Source organism: Pseudoalteromonas piscicida, assembly GCF_002744175.1.
GTDB classification, from domain to species: domain Bacteria; phylum Pseudomonadota; class Gammaproteobacteria; order Enterobacterales; family Alteromonadaceae; genus Pseudoalteromonas; species Pseudoalteromonas piscicida_B.
On sequence record NZ_NKHF01000099.1, the window covers coordinates 1 to 19,729 of the forward strand.

At 43.3% G+C, this 19,729-nt stretch carries 25 protein-coding genes; 4 read left to right on the forward strand and 21 right to left on the reverse strand.

Features of this window, described 5'->3' with window-relative positions; translation table 11 throughout:
• Positions 1–880 precede the first annotated feature (880 nt).
• The 18 genes from rplQ to CEX98_RS19750 all read right to left on the reverse strand — a co-directional run bounded on the left by rplQ (position 881) and on the right by CEX98_RS19750 (position 10,541).
• Positions 881–1,279, reverse strand: a complete 399-nt coding sequence (rplQ, locus tag CEX98_RS19665; RefSeq protein WP_099643702.1) for a 50S ribosomal protein L17 — start codon at positions 1,277–1,279, stop codon at positions 881–883.
• A 39-nt stretch (positions 1,280–1,318) separates the two neighbouring features.
• Positions 1,319–2,305: a DNA-directed RNA polymerase subunit alpha gene (locus tag CEX98_RS19670; protein ID WP_010378288.1), complete on the reverse strand. Its 987-nt coding sequence runs from the start codon at positions 2,303–2,305 to the stop codon at positions 1,319–1,321.
• Positions 2,306–2,329: 24 nt separating this feature from the next.
• Entirely contained in the window at positions 2,330–2,950 is a 621-nt protein-coding gene (gene rpsD / locus CEX98_RS19675; protein ID WP_017218390.1) for a 30S ribosomal protein S4, read from the reverse strand.
• 21 nt (positions 2,951–2,971) lie between these two features.
• Complete coding sequence (gene rpsK / locus CEX98_RS19680; protein WP_099643703.1) at positions 2,972–3,358, reverse strand: 30S ribosomal protein S11; 387 nt, start codon at positions 3,356–3,358, stop codon at positions 2,972–2,974.
• A 13-nt stretch (positions 3,359–3,371) separates the two neighbouring features.
• Entirely contained in the window at positions 3,372–3,728 is a 357-nt protein-coding gene (gene rpsM / locus CEX98_RS19685) for a 30S ribosomal protein S13 (protein WP_010378282.1), read from the reverse strand.
• A gap of 131 nt (positions 3,729–3,859) precedes the next feature.
• The gene (gene rpmJ, locus CEX98_RS19690; protein ID WP_002959476.1) at positions 3,860–3,973 is read right to left on the reverse strand and encodes a 50S ribosomal protein L36; all 114 of its coding nucleotides are present in this window, start codon (positions 3,971–3,973) and stop codon (positions 3,860–3,862) included.
• Positions 3,974–3,995: 22 nt separating this feature from the next.
• A complete protein-coding gene (gene secY / locus CEX98_RS19695) occupies positions 3,996–5,324 on the reverse strand; it encodes a preprotein translocase subunit SecY (RefSeq protein ID WP_010606805.1) in 1,329 nt (442 codons plus the stop codon).
• 11 nt (positions 5,325–5,335) lie between these two features.
• Complete coding sequence (rplO, locus tag CEX98_RS19700) at positions 5,336–5,770, reverse strand: 50S ribosomal protein L15 (protein ID WP_099643704.1); 435 nt, start codon at positions 5,768–5,770, stop codon at positions 5,336–5,338.
• A 4-nt stretch (positions 5,771–5,774) separates the two neighbouring features.
• Positions 5,775–5,954, reverse strand: coding sequence for a 50S ribosomal protein L30 (gene rpmD, locus CEX98_RS19705; RefSeq protein ID WP_010378276.1), 180 nt, complete (start codon positions 5,952–5,954; stop codon positions 5,775–5,777).
• Between the two features lie 6 nt (positions 5,955–5,960).
• Positions 5,961–6,467 carry a 30S ribosomal protein S5 gene (rpsE, locus tag CEX98_RS19710; protein WP_099643705.1) on the reverse strand — a complete coding sequence of 169 codons (507 nt, stop codon included), beginning with the start codon at positions 6,465–6,467 and terminating at the stop codon, positions 5,961–5,963.
• A gap of 9 nt (positions 6,468–6,476) precedes the next feature.
• Positions 6,477–6,827, reverse strand: coding sequence for a 50S ribosomal protein L18 (gene rplR, locus CEX98_RS19715; protein WP_099643706.1), 351 nt, complete (start codon positions 6,825–6,827; stop codon positions 6,477–6,479).
• 9 nt (positions 6,828–6,836) lie between these two features.
• Complete coding sequence (gene rplF, locus CEX98_RS19720) at positions 6,837–7,367, reverse strand: 50S ribosomal protein L6 (RefSeq protein WP_099643707.1); 531 nt, start codon at positions 7,365–7,367, stop codon at positions 6,837–6,839.
• Positions 7,368–7,380: 13 nt separating this feature from the next.
• The gene (rpsH, locus tag CEX98_RS19725) at positions 7,381–7,773 is read right to left on the reverse strand and encodes a 30S ribosomal protein S8 (RefSeq protein WP_010378266.1); all 393 of its coding nucleotides are present in this window, start codon (positions 7,771–7,773) and stop codon (positions 7,381–7,383) included.
• Positions 7,774–7,793: 20 nt separating this feature from the next.
• Positions 7,794–8,099: a 30S ribosomal protein S14 gene (rpsN, locus tag CEX98_RS19730; RefSeq protein ID WP_095728862.1), complete on the reverse strand. Its 306-nt coding sequence runs from the start codon at positions 8,097–8,099 to the stop codon at positions 7,794–7,796.
• Between the two features lie 10 nt (positions 8,100–8,109).
• Positions 8,110–8,649 (reverse strand): 50S ribosomal protein L5, encoded by a 540-nt coding sequence (gene rplE, locus CEX98_RS19735; protein ID WP_010378262.1) that lies wholly within the window; start codon positions 8,647–8,649, stop codon positions 8,110–8,112.
• Positions 8,650–8,664: 15 nt separating this feature from the next.
• Positions 8,665–8,979 carry a 50S ribosomal protein L24 gene (rplX, locus tag CEX98_RS19740; RefSeq protein ID WP_010378260.1) on the reverse strand — a complete coding sequence of 105 codons (315 nt, stop codon included), beginning with the start codon at positions 8,977–8,979 and terminating at the stop codon, positions 8,665–8,667.
• A gap of 10 nt (positions 8,980–8,989) precedes the next feature.
• Positions 8,990–9,358: a 50S ribosomal protein L14 gene (gene rplN, locus CEX98_RS19745; RefSeq protein ID WP_010378257.1), complete on the reverse strand. Its 369-nt coding sequence runs from the start codon at positions 9,356–9,358 to the stop codon at positions 8,990–8,992.
• Positions 9,359–9,701: 343 nt separating this feature from the next.
• Positions 9,702–10,541, reverse strand: coding sequence for a polysaccharide deacetylase family protein (locus tag CEX98_RS19750; RefSeq protein ID WP_099643708.1), 840 nt, complete (start codon positions 10,539–10,541; stop codon positions 9,702–9,704).
• A 418-nt stretch (positions 10,542–10,959) separates the two neighbouring features.
• On the opposite strand from CEX98_RS19750, the gene CEX98_RS19755 reads away from it, so the two are divergent.
• The gene (locus tag CEX98_RS19755) at positions 10,960–13,512 is read left to right on the forward strand and encodes a protein kinase domain-containing protein (RefSeq protein WP_099643709.1); all 2,553 of its coding nucleotides are present in this window, start codon (positions 10,960–10,962) and stop codon (positions 13,510–13,512) included.
• Between the two features lie 4 nt (positions 13,513–13,516).
• On the opposite strand, the gene CEX98_RS19760 is transcribed toward CEX98_RS19755, so the two are convergent.
• Complete coding sequence (locus CEX98_RS19760; protein WP_099643710.1) at positions 13,517–13,831, reverse strand: hypothetical protein; 315 nt, start codon at positions 13,829–13,831, stop codon at positions 13,517–13,519.
• 480 nt (positions 13,832–14,311) lie between these two features.
• Here CEX98_RS19760 and CEX98_RS19765 point away from each other — a divergent pair, with 480 nt between their 5' ends.
• Complete coding sequence (locus CEX98_RS19765) at positions 14,312–14,785, forward strand: tetratricopeptide repeat protein (protein WP_242441770.1); 474 nt, start codon at positions 14,312–14,314, stop codon at positions 14,783–14,785.
• Here the strand turns inward: CEX98_RS19765 and CEX98_RS19770 are convergent.
• Entirely contained in the window at positions 14,782–15,243 is a 462-nt protein-coding gene (locus tag CEX98_RS19770; RefSeq protein WP_099643711.1) for a hypothetical protein, read from the reverse strand. The two genes, CEX98_RS19765 and CEX98_RS19770, sit on opposite strands and share 4 nt — an antisense overlap.
• A 233-nt stretch (positions 15,244–15,476) precedes the next feature.
• On the reverse strand, positions 15,477–17,420 hold the full coding sequence (locus CEX98_RS19775) for an AsmA family protein (RefSeq protein WP_099643712.1): 1,944 nt from the start codon (positions 17,418–17,420) through the stop codon (positions 15,477–15,479).
• Between the two features lie 199 nt (positions 17,421–17,619).
• Here CEX98_RS19775 and CEX98_RS19780 point away from each other — a divergent pair, with 199 nt between their 5' ends.
• A complete protein-coding gene (locus CEX98_RS19780) occupies positions 17,620–18,786 on the forward strand; it encodes a hypothetical protein (RefSeq protein ID WP_172439812.1) in 1,167 nt (388 codons plus the stop codon).
• Between the two features lie 269 nt (positions 18,787–19,055).
• Positions 19,056–19,727: a TorF family putative porin gene (locus CEX98_RS19785; RefSeq protein ID WP_099643714.1), complete on the forward strand. Its 672-nt coding sequence runs from the start codon at positions 19,056–19,058 to the stop codon at positions 19,725–19,727.
• Positions 19,728–19,729 lie beyond the last annotated feature (2 nt).

The following is a 19,729-nucleotide window of genomic DNA, read 5'->3' on the forward strand; positions in this document are numbered from 1 at the left end:
CAAAAAAAAGCCGAAACGCTCACTTTTAACACGTTAATAAGGCATATATGGCTTTCTAAAGGCAACTTTTCTAGTTTGACTAGCCTGAATTCGGAATAAGAAGTGAGTGAATCAACTAAAATGCATAAGCTAAAAAGTGTAATATCACTCTAGCTATAAGTTACTTTTTAATACAAGCAAATTTAATGTGGTCGCAAAGGCAAACAACTCCTAGAGAATAAGTTGTTATGCTGGGTTCAGGTTAACTCACACAGTTTCAAATCTACGGATATGTAAGAGGTACGTTTAAATATGGATAGCGCTTTTTAGAATGGACTTGGTGAGCACTAACTATAAAAAGCTGCCTGATTCCGAATACATTTAGTTTAGGATAAGGAAATTGAGATAACTTCTAAGAACTTCAACTGCAGAAAGTGAATAGTTGTAAGCCCTGTTCTATTTTATAACTGAGCCACGTTCAATTTTTCTTTTTAATTAGAGCAGAGCACGGTGTGAGTGAGTGTGGTTAGCAGCAGCGGGATATAATTGTTATCTGTATAAATGAGTAATGATCAACAGGTGTAAAAGTGTGTTTATACCAATACGCTTAATTAAGTGACCTATTTGAGGCCTGAAAATTTTGTTGGTAACACCGCTACCGCATCTTGCTATCACCAAGGTACTTGCATCAGTATAGGCAAAGCAATAATTTCTTATTTACTTGTTCTAAATAAGAAATTTTTAACGCCTTTAGCGTCAAATTTACTCCCTAAAATTGAACAGGTATTAATGCGGATTGATATTAGTTATTGATAGCTTTGTAGACAGGCGAAAAATCTTCGAGGGTATAAAAAGAAAAAGCCGAGCAATGCTCGGCTTTTTGTGTCTTTAATAAGACTAATTACTCTGCAGACTGTGCGTCTTCTTGAACTTCTTCAGTCGCTGGGCGATCTAGTAGTTCAATGTAAGCCATTGGCGCGTTGTCACCTGCACGGAAGCCACACTTAAGAATACGAGTGTAACCACCTGGACGATCCGCGAAACGTGGACCGATCTCAGAGAACAATTTACCAACTACTTCTTTATCACGCGTGCGAGCAAACGCTAAACGACGGTTTGCTACGCTGTCAGTCTTAGCCAGTGTGATTAAAGGTTCAATTACACGGCGCAGCTCTTTTGCTTTAGGCAAAGTAGTTTTGATGATTTCGTGCTTCACCAAAGAACCAGCCATGTTGCTAAACATCGCTTTGCGATGGCTGCTGTTACGGTTTAATTGACGACCACTCTTACGATGGCGCATGACCCTATCCTTCTAACTAAACTAATATAGTAACTTAGATTACTCAGCTAGACTTGCAGGTGGCCAGTTTTCTAGGCGCATACCTAGAGATAGACCACGTGAAGCTAGCACGTCTTTAATTTCAGTTAGAGACTTCTTACCAAGGTTTGGTGTTTTCAGAAGCTCAACTTCAGTACGCTGTACTAAGTCACCGATATATTGAATTTGCTCGGCTTTCAGACAGTTTGCAGAACGTACAGTTAGCTCTAAGTCATCAACTGGACGAAGTAGAATCGGATCAAACTCCGGCTTCTCTTCTTTTTCTTCTGGCTCAGAAACATCGCGTAAATCTACGAATGCATCTAATTGCTCAGCAAGGATAGTTGACGCACGGCGGATCGCTTCTTCAGGATCTAAAGTGCCGTTCGTTTCCATATCGATGATTAGTTTATCTAAGTCTGTACGCTGCTCAACACGAGCTGACTCAACCGAGTACGCAATACGCTCAACCGGGCTGAATGATGCATCTAGCAACAAACGGCCGATTGGGCGCTCATCGTCATCAGAGGATAAACGACTAGACGCCGGTACATAACCGCGACCACGCTCAACACGAATGCGCATGCTGATTTCGCTATTGTCAGCAGTTAAGTGACAAATGACATGCTCAGGGTTGGCGATAGTCACATCTCCGTCGTGCTGGATATCAGCCGCAGTCACAGGGCCTACACCAGACTTAGTCAGGGTAAGGAAAACTTCATCTTTACCTTCTAGAGATACCGCTAGACCTTTAAGGTTTAACAGAATTTCAATGATGTCTTCTTGTACGCCTTCTTTCGCGCTGTACTCGTGCAATACGCCGTCAATTTCAACTTCTGTCACAGCACAACCTGGCATAGATGAAAGAAGTATACGACGTAGAGCGTTACCTAGTGTGTGGCCGAAACCACGCTCTAGAGGCTCTAAAACTACTTTAGAACGCGTTGAGCTTACAGCGTCGATATCGACTAATCTTGGTTTTAGGAATTCGGTTACAGAACCCTGCATTTTATCCTCTCTTAACTCTTAACTTTACTTCGAGTAAAGTTCGACGATTAGTTGTTCGTTAATGTCCGCAGACAGATCAGAACGCTCTGGTAGACGCTTGAAAGTGCCTTCCATTTTCTTACCGTCAACTTCAATCCAAGTTGGCTTTTCACGTTGCTCAGCCAACTCTAGAGCAGCGATGATACGCGCTTGCTTTTTAGACTTCTCGCGAATTACTACTACATCTTCAGGAGTAACTACGAAAGAAGGGATATTAACAACACGACCATTAACCATAATCGCTTTGTGGCTTACTAGCTGACGTGCTTCAGCACGTGTGCTTGCAAAACCCATGCGATATACAACATTGTCTAGACGTTGCTCTAGAAGCTGTAACAAGTTTTCACCTGTGTTACCTTTAAGGCGAGCAGCTTCTTTGTAATAGTTACGGAATTGCTTTTCTAGTACACCGTAGATACGACGAACTTTTTGCTTTTCACGTAGCTGTAAACCGTAATCAGATAGACGACCTTTACGTGCGCCGTGCTGACCAGGTGCTGTTTCTAGTTTACACTTAGAGTCAATTGCTCTTACGCCGCTTTTAAGGAACAGGTCAGTACCTTCACGACGACTTAGCTTGAGCTTAGGGCCCAAATATCTTGCCATGTTCTTTCTCCTAACCTATTGTTATACGCGACGTTTCTTCGGTGGACGACAACCATTGTGTGGAATTGGCGTCACGTCAGTGATGTTAGTGATACGGAAACCAGCAGCATTCAATGCACGAACGGCAGACTCACGGCCTGGACCTGGACCTTTAATGAATACTTCTAGGTTCTTAAGACCGTACTCTTGTGCAGCAACACCTGCACGCTCCGCAGCAACCTGTGCAGCGAATGGAGTAGACTTACGAGAACCACGGAAACCTGAACCACCCGCAGTCGCCCAAGAAAGAGCATTACCTTGACGGTCAGTGATGGTCACAATAGTGTTGTTGAAAGATGCATGAACGTGAGCCATGCCGTCAACAACCTGCTTTTTGACCTTTTTACGACGAATTGGTGCTTTTGCCATAACTTACCCCACCTTATTTCTTGATAGGCTTGCGTGGACCCTTACGAGTACGCGCGTTAGTCTTAGTACGCTGACCACGTAGTGGTAGCGAACGACGGTGACGTAAGCCACGGAAACAACCAAGGTCCATAAGACGCTTGATGTTTAGTGTTACTTCACGACGAAGATCACCTTCAACAGTGTACTTGCCAACTTCTTCACGAAGGATGTCAAGTGTTTCGTCATTTAACTCGCCGATTTTAGTAGTTTCAGCGATACCTGTCGCAGCTAAGATCGCCTTAGCGCGAGTTTTACCTACACCATAGATGCTTGTTAAACCGATAACAGCATGCTTATGATCAGGAACGTTAATGCCTGCGATACGGGCCACTAACATATCTCCTATTATTAAACTTGATTATCATCTTGCTGGAAAGCCCGTATAGGATACCCAACCGACATTCAAGTTTTACCAAAGAAACAGGCTAAGTAAACTTACTCAGCCTGCACGACTTAATTTGCTTAGCCTTGCCTTTGCTTGTGCTTTGGCTCACTGCAGATCACACGTACAACACCTGCACGCTTGATTACTTTGCAGTTACGGCAAATTTTCTTAACGGAAGCACGTACTTTCATTACTCAACTCCGTAAACTGACCTTATCGGCCGTAGCCTTTAAGGTTCGCTTTTTTCAGCACAGAATCATATTGATGAGACATCATATGAGTCTGTACTTGTGCCATAAAGTCCATGATGACAACAACGATAATCAAAATTGATGTACCGCCGAAGTAGAATGGCGTTTGCCATGCCATAGTCATAAACTCGGGCACCAGACAGATAAAGGTTATATACAAAGCACCTGCCAATGTCAGGCGTGTCATCACTTTATCAATGTATTTAGACGTCTGCTCACCTGGACGAATGCCTGGAATAAAAGCGCCAGATTTTTTCAGGTTATCTGCTGTCTCACGCGGGTTAAATACCAACGCAGTGTAGAAGAAGCAGAAGAAGATAATAGCCGCAGCTAATACCATCGCATACAGTGGTTGACCTGGAGTCAATACTGCTGAGATAGCTTGTAGCACATCAGCGACCGGACCTTCACCTTGGCCGAACCAGCTTGCTATTGTACCAGGGAACAAAATGATACTGCTAGCAAAGATTGGTGGAATAACACCCGCCATATTAACTTTTAGTGGTAAGTGCGTGCTTTGAGCTGCAAATACCTGACGACCTTGTTGACGCTTCGCATAGTTTACAACGATACGACGTTGACCACGTTCGAAGAACACAACTAGGTAAGTTACGGCGAATACGATTACCGCAATCAATAACAATGCTAAAATATGCAGATCACCTTGGCGCGCCATTTCTGCTGTCGAACCAATTGCAGACGGCAGGTTAGCTACAATACCAACAAATATTAGAACTGAGATACCGTTACCGATACCACGCTCAGTGATTTGTTCGCCCAACCACATTAGGAACATAGTTCCTGTGACTAAGCTCACTACTGCTGTGAAATAAAAGCCGAAGCCTGGATTCACAACTAGGCCTTCCATCATATTAGGTAGACCAGTAGCGATACCTATCGATTGGAATGTAGCAAGCACAAGCGTACCATAACGCGTATACTGGCTGATTTTCTTACGCCCTTGCTCACCTTCTTTCTTAAGCTCTATCATCGCAGGATGTATGTGCGTTAATAGCTGCATAATAATCGAAGCCGAGATGTACGGCATAATACCTAGCGCCAATACCGATGCACGCTCAAGCGCACCACCGCTGAACATGTTGAACATCTCAACAATGGTGCCCTTTTGTTGCTCGAAGAATTCGGCAAGTACAGCGGCGTCAATCCCAGGGATTGGCACAAAAGAGCCCAGACGGTAAATAATGATAGCACCCAATACAAATAGTAATCGGCGCTTCAGTTCCGCAAGCCCACTTTGTGCACTTTGCATATCTTGACCTGGTTTAGCCATAGCGTACTTCCTTAGTCTTCTACCTTGCCTCCGGCAGCTTCGATAGCTTCGCGTGCACCTTTAGACACTTTAATGCCTTTAACGGTAACAGCGCGTGAAACTTCGCCAGATTTTACAACTTTTACGAACTGGATGTTCTTTTTAACGATACCAGCTGCCTGTAACGCGTTCAGATCTACCACATCGCCTTCAACTTTAGCGATTTCGAATAGATTCACTTCTTTAGACACAAGAGACTTGCGTGAAGTGAAACCAAACTTTGGTAGACGACGTTGCATAGGCATTTGACCGCCTTCGAAACCAACGCGTACTTTACCGCCAGAGCGTGATTTTTGACCTTTGTGACCACGACCACCAGTCTTACCAAGACCAGAACCGATACCACGGCCAACACGCTTACCAGCTGTTTTTGAACCTGCAGCAGGTGAAAGTGTATTCAAGTTCATCGAATTACCCCTCAACCTTAACCATGTAAGAAACTTGGTTGATCATACCGCGAACTGCTGGCGTATCTTCTAGCTCAACAGTGTGGTTGATACGACGTAAACCAAGGCCACGTAATGTAGCTTTATGCTTCGGTAAACGACCGATCGAGCTACGTACTTGAGTTACTTTTACTGTATTTGCCATGGTGTCTTACCCCAAGATTTCGTCAACGCTAAGACCACGCTTTGCAGCAATACCTTCTGGAGAATTCATATTCTCTAGAGCTGCAATAGTTGCGCGAACGATGTTGATCGGGTTAGTTGAACCGTATGCTTTAGATAGTACGTTTTGTACGCCAGTTACTTCTAGTACTGCACGCATCGCACCACCTGCAATGATACCTGTACCTTCAGATGCAGGCTGCATGTAAACGCGTGAACCCGCGTGGCGACCCTTGATTGGGTGCTGTAGCGTGTTACCGTTTAGTTCAACAGTGATCATGTTGCGACGTGCTTTTTCCATTGCTTTTTGAATAGCAGCAGGAACTTCACGTGCTTTACCATAACCAAAACCTACTTTACCAGCGCCATCACCAACTACTGTTAGTGCAGTGAAGCTAAAGATACGACCACCTTTAACCACTTTAGACACACGGTTTACCGCGATTAGCTTTTCAGCCAACTCTGGCTGTGCTTGCTTTGCTTCTACGTTAGCCATTGTCTACTCCTAGAATTGCAGACCGGCTTCGCGCGCAGCATCAGCTAGCGCCTTCACACGGCCGTGATATTTAAAGCCACTGCGATCAAAAGCGATTTTCTCAACGCCTTTGTCAGCTACGCGCTCAGCGATTGCTTTACCAACTGCTTGAGCCGCTTCGATGTTGCCTGTGCCTTTAACTGTTTCAACAATTGCTTTTTCAACAGTAGAAGCAGCAGCCAGTACACTACCCTCAGCATTGATTACTTGAGCGTAAATGTGACGTGGCGTGCGGTGGATAACAAGACGTGTTGTGCCTTGTTCGATAATATTTCTACGAGTGCGCTTAGCACGACGTAGACGAGCTGTTTTCTTATCCATCGTCTTACCTTACTTCTTCTTAGCCTCTTTACGACGCACGTGCTCATCAGCATAACGTACACCTTTACCTTTATAAGGCTCTGGTTCACGGTATGAGCGGATGTTAGCAGCTGTTTGACCAACTAACTGCTTGTCTGCGCCTTTAACAACAATTTCAGTCTGGCTTGGAGCTTCGATAGTGATACCCTCAGGGATCTCGAAGTTCACTGGGTGAGAGAAGCCAAGAGTTAAGTCTAATACTTTACCCTTAACAGCCGCACGGTAACCAACACCTACTAGTTGTAGTTTCTTTTCATAACCATCGTTAACACCAACAATCATGTTGTTGATTAGGGCGCGTGCAGTACCTGCTTGAGCCCAAGCATTAGCAACTTCACGAGGAGCCGTTGTGATAACGTTGTCGTTTAGTGAAACTTCAACCGCATCGTTGATTGTGCGAGTTAATTCACCGTTCTTGCCTTTAACTTTGATGTCCTGGCCGTTAATTGTAACTTCAACACCGGCAGGAACATTGATTGGAGCCTTCGCTATACGAGACATAGTTCCCCTCCGATTAAGCTACAAAGCCAATGATTTCACCACCAACACCAGCGGTACGCGCAGCGCGGTCTGTCATCAGGCCTTTAGAAGTTGATACGATAGCGATACCTAGACCACCCATTACCTTTGGTAATTCGTCACGTCTCTTATAGATACGTAGACCAGGGCGGCTAACACGCTGGATGTTTTCGATTACAGCTTTGCCTTCGAAGTACTTAAGTTCGATAGTCAATTCTGCTTTTACGTCACCAGATACTGCGAAGTCAGTGATATAACCTTCGTCTTTAAGTACCTTAGCTACAGCTACTTTCAGCTTTGAAGTTGGCATTGAAACAGATACCTTCTTCGCAGACTGACCGTTACGGATACGTGTGAACAAATCCGCAATTGGATCTTGCAAGCTCATGTCTTACTCCCGTGATTCTATTACCAGCTAGCCTTTTTAAGGCCAGGAATTTCACCGCGCATCGCTGCTTCGCGAACCTTGATACGGCTTAAGCCGAACTTGCGAAGGTAACCATGAGGGCGGCCCGTGATGTTACAACGATTACGTTGACGTGAAGGGCTAGAATCGCGTGGTAAAGACTGTAGCTTTAACACTGCATCCCAACGCTCATCATCAGATGCATTAACATCGCTGATGATAGCTTTTAACGCAGCACGCTTTTCAGCATACTGAGCAACTAATTTAGCACGTTTTACGTCGCGTGCTTTCATTGAATTCTTTGCCATAACCCTACCCTTACTTTTTGAATGGGAAGTTGAACGCTTCTAACAACGCACGGCCTTCATCATCTGTTTTCGCAGAAGTAGTGATTGTGATATCCATACCGCGAACGCGGTCTACTTTATCATAATCGATTTCTGGGAAGATGATTTGTTCACGTACGCCCATAGAGTAGTTACCGCGACCGTCAAAAGACTTTGCGCTAACACCGCGGAAGTCACGAATACGTGGCATCGCGATAGAGACTAAACGCTCTAGGAAATCCCACATACGCTCGCCGCGTAGGGTTACTTTACAGCCAATTGGGTAACCTTCACGGATCTTAAAGCCAGCAACTGATTTGCGAGCTTTAGTCACTAGAGGCTTCTGACCAGAGATTGATTCTAGATCTGCTACTGCGTTTTCTAGAATTTTCTTGTCAGCTAGGGCTTCGCCCACACCCATGTTAAGTGTGATCTTTTCGATCTGAGGGACTTGCATGACAGAGCTGTAACCGAACTTCTCTTGAAGCTCCTTTACTACTTTGTCTTTGTACACTTCATGCAGTTTCGCCATCGTCTACTCCAACTATTAAATAGTTTTACCGGTAGACTTGAAGAAACGGACTTTTTTACCGTCTTCAAATCTAAAACCTACACGATCCGCTTTGCCAGTTTCGGCATTGAAAATCGCTACGTTTGATACGTCGACTGACGCTTCTTTCTCAACAACACCGCCAGCTTGCTGTAGTTGTGGTACAGGCTTCTGGTGTTTTTTGATGATATTAACGCCTTCAACAAATACTCGGCCAGTTTCAGTAACAACTGAAAGCACTTTACCGCGCTTACCTTTGTCTTTACCGGCTAGTACGATTACTTCGTCATCACGACGGATTTTTGCTGCCATGATCGACTCCTTATAGTACTTCTGGTGCTAGTGAAACGATCTTCATGAACTTTTCAGTACGAAGTTCACGAGTCACAGGGCCGAAGATACGAGTACCAATAGGCTGTAAGTTATCATTTAAGATAACAGCCGCATTGCTATCGAAACGGATCAAAGAGCCGTCTGGACGACGTACGCCTTTTTTAGTACGCACTACTACTGCGTTTTTAACATCACCTTTCTTCACTTTGCCGCGAGGAATCGCTTCTTTAACAGAAACTTTAATGATGTCGCCAACCGCTGCGTAGCGACGGTGCGAACCACCAAGGACTTTTATACACTGCACTTTGCGAGCGCCGCTGTTATCAGCAACGTCCAGCTGAGTTTGCATTTGGATCATCTTAATGACCTCCGGTGTAGTTACAACTCGCCGAGATTTCGTTCAAAATCAAGGCATTTAGGTTAAATTCCACTCAAAAAACTGTGATTATGTCTTTCAAGGGCGGGCAATTGTACCAGCAAAGTCCCATCAAAGATAGTTCAATTTTTAATTAATTTAACGCGTTAACGTGACGTACTGATTACAGTTTGAGGATATGGCGGCAAGCATTCGAGAATTCAACCACTTGCACAATTATTAAACAGCATTTGTCATGAAAAGTTTTTTACCACTCACGCTTTGCACTACCCACTTCCTGAACATTGAGCAAGAAATAGCTTAATTAAGCCGAGGTAAGCCTCACCTAGAGCGTTCTTTTACGTTTGATGTAATCTGTGACGTTACTCACAGTATCTAACCAGTAGCCATTTTTTGGATCTTTTAAATAAGGGATCAGTTTGTCTAGCATCTTACTATCTACCGTGTAGCGCCCCTTTTCTCCGACCTCGTGCCCCGCAAGAATAATCCAACTATTATTGCTCCTGAGGTGTGCTAGCAACGCTTTTATTTCTTCGAAGGTCATGCCATCCATACGCACACCAGTTAACTGAGAAAAGTCAGTGTATGTTGGGAGGTTAGCCGTTTCATCTAGCCACGTACGACCACTCTCAAAGTGTTTAGCAATTAAAGGCACATAACTTTTTACTTCAGCACCACGGCCAACAAATGTATTACCACAAGGGTAAGCAAAACTTTTAGGGCTGACTCCTAAATGCGCTTCAATATATTTAGTGGTTTCGACTATATCACGCTCAATATATGCTAAATCAACTTGTTCAAGACCTTTGTTTTTCTCCCTAAGCCATGCAAAGTTGCCAGTGCACAAATGCTCACTAGTATGGTTACCGATCTCATGCCCTTGCTTAGCTGCCGCTTGCCATTGCGCCAGTTTTTCTTCCACTTGAGGCGGCATAACATAAAATGTACCTTTCACCTTATGGCGATTAAGTAAGGGAACACCAACTTCCACTTGGCTAGGCCTAGCGTCATCAAACGTAAGGCTGATCGCATTTTTAGCGTTGTTCGGGTAGTCAAAATTTGATGCACTTTCTGCCGATACACTTGAGGTATGGTAAAACAAAATGCAGGCCAGCATGGCTGTAAAATAAAAACGTAAAACAAGAGTCGAGTGTAATTTTGCCATTTATTTCTCCTTAATAATGTCTATCTTAACCTGAGTTTTGGATAAAGAATGCACTTACTCATTGTTCTGAAAATCACATTAAATTACATTCTTATCTAGCCAGAGCGTTTTTAGGATAACACCGCTTCCGCGTCCTGCTCTCGCTCAGATACTACATTCTGTTGTAGGCAAGACGAATTTACACACCAATAACCAGCGTTCGGTAGTGAATTTAACCCAGTTAGCGCTAAAACTGGCTGTTAGAAAGGCATTAATTATCTGCAGTTCAGGTTATCTTAGTAAGCTACATGACGTGACGAGTATGGCAAAGTGTTAAATTTTCAACTTATTATTTGCTATTTACTGTATCGCAAACAGTACTAATTTAGCATTTTTAGCGATACACTAACCCCCAATAATAAACGAGAAAGACAGCGCAGTGTTGAAGTTAGAAGAATACTATCAGGACGTGATCTTACTCGCCGAAGGCGGGATGAGCAAAGTGTACCTTGCTACCGACAAAAAGCTAGGCCGCCGAGTCGCGGTTAAGGTAATGTCGCTGACTCAACATGCGCAATCCGATGCACTCAACGAAGCTCGTCTGTTAGCACGCTTTAATCACCCAAATATTGTACAAATTTACGATGTCTTTGAAAGCGATGGTCAAATGGCCTTGGAAATGGAGTTCGTGCAAGGCGCAACCTTACAACACTATACAAAAACGCACGTATTAAGTACCGAGCAAAAAATTGAGTTGCTCAACGATATCGCCGACGGCCTCGCCTCCGCCCATAGCCAAAATATTCTTCATTTAGACTTAAAACCAGGCAATATTTTGGTTAATGAACAAGGCACTGCAAAAATAGCGGACTTTGGCATTTCACAAATAGAAGACAATCAAGCCACTCGCCCCCATACAAGCTATGGTAGCCTTACCGCAATGTCGCCAGAGCAGCTTCGTGAAGAAACACTAGACAGCCGCAGTGACTTATTCTCATTTGGGCTAATTGCTTATCAACTGTTAGCTGGGCACCATCCTTACTTCGAGCAAGCTGACGATGGCAGTGACAAGTCTATTGCTGAACAGATCAAGTTCCAGCCATTAAAAGCCAGTGCTAAACGTATTTTAGATATTCCCCCTGCACTGGCACAGCTTATTGATCGCTTATTGCAATACGACAAAAACGCTCGCCCGAGCAGCGCAGGCGAAGTCAGTCAACAGTTAAAACAAATTCTGCACACCCTTAGCTATGATAATAGCGAAGCGACATTATCCCTTGAAGAAATAGAGTTACAAGATAGAGCTAAGAGCAAAGCCAAAGCACGTCAAAAGCAGCTAAGTATTGCAGCGCTTTTCACCTTTTTAGTGTGCTTAGTCGTTGGTGGGTACTGGTATTGGCAGGAAACCAAACCTAAGATCTATATTGCAGCGCTGCCGATAGAATTTATTGGACAAAGTGATATACCAAATTCACACAAGCAGATAGTAAAGCAAACAGTTGAAGACGCCATCTATCAGTTTCTCATTACAAGTAAGGACTATGAGCCAGTTTCAAAGAAAGAAGTTGAGCAAACGCTTACATCTTTAGGTCGAACCGCGAAACCTTCCGATATTTCTCATTCTTTACAAATAGATAAGTTATTCATCCCGACAGGTGAGTGTAATAACTACAGCTGTACCATCCAACTAGAATTGATAGGCAAATCAGGGAAAGTAGTTGAGTTTTCAGAGAGGATCACTGTGATAAATACGCAAATTTCTGCAACTTTTATTTCCATCTCTCAAACATTATCCAAAGCACTGGATATCACTGATACTTCAGAGCAATTAATGGACGACAATTTTAATAATGCATATTCAGCCCTGATAGAACAATTACACCAAGAAAACACTGTCAATATCAGTTTAATTAATCAACTTAGGGAATTCATTAGGACATACCCTAAGCACTTTTCTCTCTACACGACTTATACCAAAGGTAGCCTCAGGCTATATAATCGAACTTTAGAGATGAAGATCATAAACGATTTGCAAGAAGTATTGGAATCAAGCCCTCAAGAATATAAAGAGACTTTGGACTACCTAGCAAATAGAACCTCGCTACTTCTGTTGCTAAACAAGAAAGACGATATTGAGAAACTGCTGAGCGGTTACAAAGGTGGCAATAGTAACTCATACGAATTGCTAAACCTAAAAGGTAGCATATATCAAAAATTAGGCCGCTATGACCAAGCGAAAGCTGCTTTTAATAAAGCATATCAGCTCAAACCGACCTTGGTTGTGCTAAGGAATCTAGTGAAAATACATGCGATATCTGGAAGCTTCTCTGAAGCGCTTCATTTCGCAGATAAAGCATTATCAATAACTCAAAAAGATCATCAGCTCATCAAAATTACCGCGGATATTTCACTAATCACTGGTAATCTTAATAGGTCAATTGAACTCTACGAGACGTTAGTAAAATCTGATAGTAATAACGCAAACTATTTAACAAATTTGAGCACGGCCTTAAGTTTAATAAAAGAACAAGACTTATCCCTAGATTACGCAACTAAGGCATATAAGATAAATGAGCAAAGAGCTGATATTGTACTCAACTATGCTGATGCCTTGGCTCTAGCTAACAAAAATGCAGATCTCACCTACATGAAGGTGATAGAACTTTTAGAAACCCCAAATAAACCAATTGATAAGTTAATAAAGGCCCAGGCTCTGGCGCATCTCGGTTACAGTATTGAGGCGCTAAAATTGATTCAACTCGTAAAATCAGAAGCTCCAAAGTTATATGAGCTGCCTTTTGTAAGTGCCCTTATCATGACTTTGATAGGGGATGAAAGTTCAGCAATTATACAAATAGAAGCCAGCTTGGATTCAGGCTGGGCAGTACAGTTTTTTAATTTGAAGTGGTTTGATCCGTTGTGCGGGATAGTTGAGTTTCAGAATCTACTGGAGAAGCACAACTATTCAGAGCGCTGTCGCGCTCTGAATTAGAGCTTTAATTTGGCTCTGTATCTTCGATAACAATCGTTGGGTCTTGAGAGAAATAACGCATTTGTGAATCATTCTTATGCTTTGCTATGAGTCGATAAGCAATTTTAAAGTTATTGTTAGACTGCAACGGGATTGCAAACCCAGAGTCTAGGTGCCCTGCCATTTCCTGAGCAGCACCTTCTAAAATCGTTTTAGACGATTCAATACTACTGATACTTACAATCATACTACGACCATCGTTGGCAACAATGCTGCTCACTTGATAGTTAAAGTTGTCTTGTGCATTAACAAATAGCGTACCGTTATCACCGAACTGCAACCGCTATCAAAGCTTCCAGAATCAAGTTCATAATATAAGTTAACAGACTTTCCAGATAACTCAGAAATGTCTATAACGACTTTTTCTATATCCTCGTGTTGAAGGTTAGTGATTTTCCAAGGGGCAGTTTTCGCCGCCTCATCAGAGTGTTCTACAGATGGTAAAAAACCAGGAGTAACTATATAACTGAGCGACTGTTGCGTCATCTTTAATATCCTTCGTTGGTTTGCAGAGCTATTCGCACTTAATATAAGCACATCAGCTGCACCAATGCTATTACAATAGGTTACAGCAAGCAAATCGACTACAGTGATTCACCAAAGCCGAAACCATAATCAGCAGGCTCAACTCGATGAGAAGTACTATAAAAGTCATCCGCAATGCAGCCTTGCTCAATATGAAGCAAACAAATTCTACTAAGCTCTAGTTAAGCGCTCATATACAAGTACGGCTACCTTTAATAATTATGCCATTGTATTGATGCTCTTAGGTGATTTAGAACGGGCACTCACGTTTGCCACTCAGTTGGCGCCCAGCAATGTAGAAATCTTGCTTAACTACGCAGACATATACTCACTAATGGGCGAGAAGGCGAAAGCCAGTGAAGTGTATCTGCAAATTTTAGCCAGTGCTCCAGCAAGCCAAGTTGAAGTCGTGCGCATCCAAGCTCTAGCACACCTAGGTCGGCACCAAGAGGCATTAATAGCAATTGATGAATATTTGGCAGAGTACCCCGATTCAGCTGAGGCTTTTTACGTAAAATCGTTAATTCAGACGCTGATAGAAGAAAAGTATTCCGCGATGGCTTCACTGAAAAAAAGCATTGATTTAGGCTGGAGCCCGTCTTTTTATCGCTTGTCATGGTTCAAGACACTATGTCACTCGCCATCACTTGAATTAAGAATTGGCACAGAACACTTTACCTACCTGTGCCAAGTGCAAATTACGAATTAGACTGGAGCATCTGGGTTGTCAATTATCACCCTTGGATCTTGAGAAAAATAACGCACGGCACCATTTGCAGAATTATTTTGAGCAACGAGTCTGAACTCAATATTCGAGCTGTTATTCCTCACTAGTGTAACAACCCTCGCACCGGGGTCAGCTGAAAGCCCTTTGAGATCATTTTCACTTAGCGTATTCGCAACATTCAATGCCTCAATCTTAACCTCAACCGTTAACTCATCTTTTAATGTGCTTGTAAGGTTATAATTGAAGTTATCTTGCGCCTCGATAAAGTAGGTACCGTTTTCAGCAAAGCTCCAGCCAGCTTCATCGGTAACGAGCTTATAAGTTAGAACAGCGCTTTCACCCTTGGCTAATTTAAGTTTAACTGGCTTATCGTCATATATCCAGTCACCCTCAGCTTTAGGGGTCACCATGTATTCGAGTAAATAAGTAGGTGTACTCATTATTTTATCCTTCCTTTGTTTGTAGAGCTATCCGTATCCATTTAAGCACATGAATAGCAGTAATACTAATGCTGTAGATTACAACTTATAGGCATAAGCCAGTCATAAGCTCACTATAACTACATATAGATAATTAACTCGCGATGAATATAGAACAAGGGCTACCATCGGCAAGCCCTTGTTCTACCCAATGTATTAAGTAAATAAGCTATTTATAGAGGTGCTGTAAAAACCTATCCACTAAACAAACCTTTAAGTTTGTCTTTTACCTTATCCTTTACCTTGTCTTTGGCTTTGTCTTTTGCCGCCTCTTTTAGGTCTAGACTAGTATCCACTTTGTGAAATGGACCTTTGATCCGCACCGGAATTTTAAAACCGGTACTGTCATCGCTGCTGGCTTGCCCCTCAATAGTGTCAACAATTCCAGTCACCACACGGTAATCAACTAAAGTTTGTGGTAAATCAACGGTGCCTTTACCTGTCACTCGCAGTAATGGGCTTGCTAACGAAAAGTCATCGTTTTGGCCTACCCCTTTGGTAAAGATAAAGGTCCCAGTCATGGCTGAGAAGTCGGTTTTTTGATCGGGGTCGAAATTGGCATTGAGTCCTTGCGATACCGAAGAGAAGTCACCTTTGAGCATGTCTTTGCCCTTTCGGATCATCTCAGCAAGGTTTGCGCCTTTTACGCCACCATCTTTGAACTCAAAAGCTAATTTACCACCTAAGGCATTCACAAATTGCTTTTGACTGACACCTTGCGTGTTTAACACCCAATTAAGACTACCTTTGCCCAATACTTTGTCAAAGCCAATGGCATCGGTCAGTAGTGGCTCGGCATTAATTGCTGTTAACGCAAAATCAGTACTGACGGCATAAGGTTTTGTTGCTGCATTTACAACAACCTTACCTTTACCCTGACCTTCATAGGCTTGGAACTTATCTAGGCTTAGTGTCGCTTTACCTGAGTTAAGTACTAAGCTGATTTGGTTTTCGCCAAGCTTAATTTCTCTCGCACGTAGCCCTGTGGAGGTGATCTTCACATCGGCATTGAGGCTGTTAAGTGCTGATAAATCAATTGCAGTGTCATCCCAGACGATAGGCTCTGCAGGTGCGTCTTCTGACTCAGGTTGCGTTTGTGGTTTTTCCACCGGTTCTGGCAAATAAGGATTAAGATCTAACATGCCAAGGTCAACACTCGCGGTAATATCAGGTTTACCAGAGAGGGTGACTTTACTTTGACCTTTTATTACCAATTCGTCCAAGGTCGCTTCTAAGGCATTGAGAGTAAATACTTGGCCTTGCATCGTCATTTTGGCGTTTAGGTCAAAGTCGTTGAACGCATTTTCTTTCGCTTTTAGGTCAACGCCCTGCCACTTAGCTAACGCTTTTACCGAGTCGCCTGTCAACGTCAATTGACCGCGAATGGTTTTACCTTGTTCTGCAATTTCACCTTTATAGTCAAGGTTGAACAGCGCTGATTTTACTTGTTGTTCAACATTAAAGGTTTCACCTTCGATCGCCTTTGCTGGATTATCGAGTGTAGTAACTAGGTTAAAAGTTTGACCTTGAAAAGTCAGCTTACCGTCAACCTCTAGTGGTTGGTATAGTGACGATAGCATCACGCTAATGTCTAAATCAGTTACCTGATATTCAGCGCCTGTCACACCATCAAGGTAAGTCACCGAGCCACCATAAATCGCCACTTCGCCAAGGCTCACGTCTAAACCTTCCGGTAATTGCATGCTACCTTTTGAGCTGGTTTGTGCCGTTGGCGTGTTTTCTGCACTGGTGGGTAGCAACTGCCAATTCGCATTACCTTGCTTATCCGTTTCTAGAATTATTTTAGGATTATTGACCACAAAGCGCTCAAGCTTAGCTTCTCCAGACAGCGCACTTAACCATGGAATATGTACGGCGAGTTGCTCCATGGCGAACATATCTGGGCGACTACCCGTTGCCATATTGGCAAATCGCACTTGATTTAACTCAATGTGTAGCGTTGGGAAAATACCGATGTCAGAGTCGCCATCAATCGACAGCTTTCTGCCTGTCACTGACTCAACCTGTGACGTGACTTGGTCAATAATTGCCTGTTTGGGGATTAAAAACGGGGCAGCGATAACAAGAATAATAATAAGCGCAACAATGGCGCCCACAATTTTAACTAGCCGGTTCATTGCTTTTCCTTCGTAAGGCTTGGTTATCTTTATGATAACGGCTGTAGTCGAATATACCATGAATAAAGGCAAATAATTTGAACTGAGCGATTGCAACCTTACGACTAATCGGTATGATCCTCGCCCTTGTCAGTTTTTAGCATCATTAGCTATATTTTACTGGCTGGTTTATTAATCAACCTTGGAGTACTTAACCCGCATGAAGAAACTGCTCATATCACCGTCAAACATGGCCTTGGGCGAACAAGAAAGTCAGATTTATCAAAATATCCTCAAACAGGCCACGGAGATCAGCCTTAATCTGATGGCGGTTAAAGTGGAAAATCATCCTGAAGATTTTCTTGGTTGGTGTTATGAACTGCTTGATGTGGCGAAAAACCGTATCAATTTTGATTTACTGGATGACCATCAATTACCTACAGTGAAAAAGCTACAAGATCTGCTCATCGCAGCCATTAGCTTTTTACAACTAAAAACCTTGCGTATTGCACCTTGGCCTATGGTGACTGCATTTGTTGCCGATCACAAAGAAGTGATTGCACTAGATGAGCAATTAAAACTAATTGAATATCTAAAACCAATGCGCAGCACTTCGCTCAAAGACATGATTAAAGAAGATCGCCTCGCTTTTACTGGTAAGCATACCGCAAGTTTAGATACCAGCGTGTATCAGTTTGACGTAGAGTGGTTCGCCTCCACTAAAAGTGCAAAAGGGTTTCACCAATTGCTAGACGACCTACCAGGAGCATTTGATGACGCGCTAGCCGCTATCCCGGCAGAGGGTGACGTGACGCTCGAGCATTATCAGTCATTTATGGTGGAGTATTTAAGTGCCTTTGCTGGGAGCGAAGAGAAGCCAACCCTGGCACCAGCCACTCGCCTATTAGCAATGCGCCGCCCAGATGTGTTTACACCAATAACCTCGAGCAAGCTTGACGCCTTATGCCAAGCGCTTGGTGTTGCTAAACTTAATAACCGCGATTTTGAGCGTTACTGGACAGATGTGGTCTGCACCATTAAAGCAATGCCTTGGTACACAATGGCCTCGCCTGCAGATGAGTTTGAAACACAGCTTGCTGACATTAAAGCGCTACTTCCATGTCTATTTTATTACGCAGATAAAGACACTGCCACTAATTCCAATTACTTTAAGCTACTGCATAAGCCTCAACGCGCCAGCACCAGTGGCGGTAAAAAAAGCGTGCGTCGCGGTAAAGAATCAGCAGAAGTGTTAGTTGACCGTGCACTTGCGGATGAATCTATTCCTGAGCATATTCGTGCCAAACGCGACTCGATCGTTGCTGAAGTAGAAAAAGGCCGCAGTGTTGATGAAACCATTAACCTAATGCGCGCTATCTTTGGGTAACTAACCTAAACTGCAATAACGACTAACGCAATCCATAGCTTGCATTAATAATGTGCAAGCTACGGTTTTTTGCACCAGTCACGTGCAATATTTATGCAAGCCACACCTTCCTAATTTCGAAAGGTTGAAATTAAATTCTAATACTTTTAACAACATAGAATAAACTTTTCGGCATTCTCCGACATTGGCCTCCCCCTTGCACTTACCCTTTGCAAAAAATGCAATGACAACAACCGAATAATAACTCTGCGTTCAATGGGGAAAACAGAATGAAAAACAAACCTTTACTTATGCTACTAGGTGGCCTGACTGCGTGTTTTTGTATCTCGGCGCAGGCCGAAGTAACAGCGAACATTGCGGCAAGCTCAAATTATTACTGGCGTGGTATCACCCAGACCGATGACGGTGCTGCGGTGTCTGGCGGCTTAGATTATAGTAATGAGTCAGGGTTTTATGCAGGCACTTGGGTCTCCAACATCGACTTTGGCGACTCCGCTAGTTATGAAATGGATCTGTACGCAGGTTATGCAGGCGAAATCAAAGGCATGAGCTTTGATTTCGGTTATATCCACTACGCCTATCCCGATGCCGGTGGAGATATTGATTTTGGCGAGATTTATGCCGCGCTTGGTTGGCAATACTTTACATTTAAACTTAGCCACCTTGCCACAGCGCAAAGCGACTCGACCACAGAAGAAGACATGTTATATGCGGAAGTGTCGGCCAGCTTTCCCGTTTTTAAAGACAGTGAACTCACTCTGCACATTGGTCGCTCCAGCGGAGACACGGTACTCGAATGGACAGGAGAAGACGACTCCTACATGGATTATGGGGTGAGTTTGTCTACGCAAGGCTTTACCTTTGGATTGGTAAAAACCGACCTAGACAGTAATGACGACATTAAAGCTTACGTGAGTTATGGATTAGATTTTAATCTGTGATG

Excerpts from the sequence above, each read along its gene's own strand:
- rplQ (WP_099643702.1), bottom strand. The coding sequence starts at position 1,279 with ATGCGCCATCGTAAGAGTGGTCGTCAATTAAACCGTAACAGCAGCCAT.
- CEX98_RS19670 (WP_010378288.1), bottom strand. The coding sequence starts at position 2,305 with ATGCAGGGTTCTGTAACCGAATTCCTAAAACCAAGATTAGTCGATATC.
- rpsD (WP_017218390.1), bottom strand. The coding sequence starts at position 2,950 with ATGGCAAGATATTTGGGCCCTAAGCTCAAGCTAAGTCGTCGTGAAGGT.
- rpsK (WP_099643703.1), bottom strand. The coding sequence starts at position 3,358 with ATGGCAAAAGCACCAATTCGTCGTAAAAAGGTCAAAAAGCAGGTTGTT.
- rpmJ (WP_002959476.1), bottom strand. The coding sequence starts at position 3,973 with ATGAAAGTACGTGCTTCCGTTAAGAAAATTTGCCGTAACTGCAAAGTA.
- secY (WP_010606805.1), bottom strand. The coding sequence starts at position 5,324 with ATGGCTAAACCAGGTCAAGATATGCAAAGTGCACAAAGTGGGCTTGCG.
- rplO (WP_099643704.1), bottom strand. The coding sequence starts at position 5,770 with ATGAACTTGAATACACTTTCACCTGCTGCAGGTTCAAAAACAGCTGGT.
- rpmD (WP_010378276.1), bottom strand. The coding sequence starts at position 5,954 with ATGGCAAATACAGTAAAAGTAACTCAAGTACGTAGCTCGATCGGTCGT.
- rpsE (WP_099643705.1), bottom strand. The coding sequence starts at position 6,467 with ATGGCTAACGTAGAAGCAAAGCAAGCACAGCCAGAGTTGGCTGAAAAG.
- rplR (WP_099643706.1), bottom strand. The coding sequence starts at position 6,827 with ATGGATAAGAAAACAGCTCGTCTACGTCGTGCTAAGCGCACTCGTAGA.
- rplF (WP_099643707.1), bottom strand. The coding sequence starts at position 7,367 with ATGTCTCGTATAGCGAAGGCTCCAATCAATGTTCCTGCCGGTGTTGAA.
- rpsH (WP_010378266.1), bottom strand. The coding sequence starts at position 7,773 with ATGAGCTTGCAAGATCCAATTGCGGATTTGTTCACACGTATCCGTAAC.
- rpsN (WP_095728862.1), bottom strand. The coding sequence starts at position 8,099 with ATGGCAAAGAATTCAATGAAAGCACGCGACGTAAAACGTGCTAAATTA.
- rplE (WP_010378262.1), bottom strand. The coding sequence starts at position 8,649 with ATGGCGAAACTGCATGAAGTGTACAAAGACAAAGTAGTAAAGGAGCTT.
- rplX (WP_010378260.1), bottom strand. The coding sequence starts at position 8,979 with ATGGCAGCAAAAATCCGTCGTGATGACGAAGTAATCGTACTAGCCGGT.
- rplN (WP_010378257.1), bottom strand. The coding sequence starts at position 9,358 with ATGATCCAAATGCAAACTCAGCTGGACGTTGCTGATAACAGCGGCGCT.
- CEX98_RS19750 (WP_099643708.1), bottom strand. The coding sequence starts at position 10,541 with ATGGCAAAATTACACTCGACTCTTGTTTTACGTTTTTATTTTACAGCC.
- CEX98_RS19765 (WP_242441770.1), top strand. The coding sequence starts at position 14,312 with ATGCTCTTAGGTGATTTAGAACGGGCACTCACGTTTGCCACTCAGTTG.
- CEX98_RS19770 (WP_099643711.1), bottom strand. The coding sequence starts at position 15,243 with ATGAGTACACCTACTTATTTACTCGAATACATGGTGACCCCTAAAGCT.
- CEX98_RS19775 (WP_099643712.1), bottom strand. The coding sequence starts at position 17,420 with ATGAACCGGCTAGTTAAAATTGTGGGCGCCATTGTTGCGCTTATTATT.
- CEX98_RS19780 (WP_172439812.1), top strand. The coding sequence starts at position 17,620 with ATGAAGAAACTGCTCATATCACCGTCAAACATGGCCTTGGGCGAACAA.
- CEX98_RS19785 (WP_099643714.1), top strand. The coding sequence starts at position 19,056 with ATGAAAAACAAACCTTTACTTATGCTACTAGGTGGCCTGACTGCGTGT.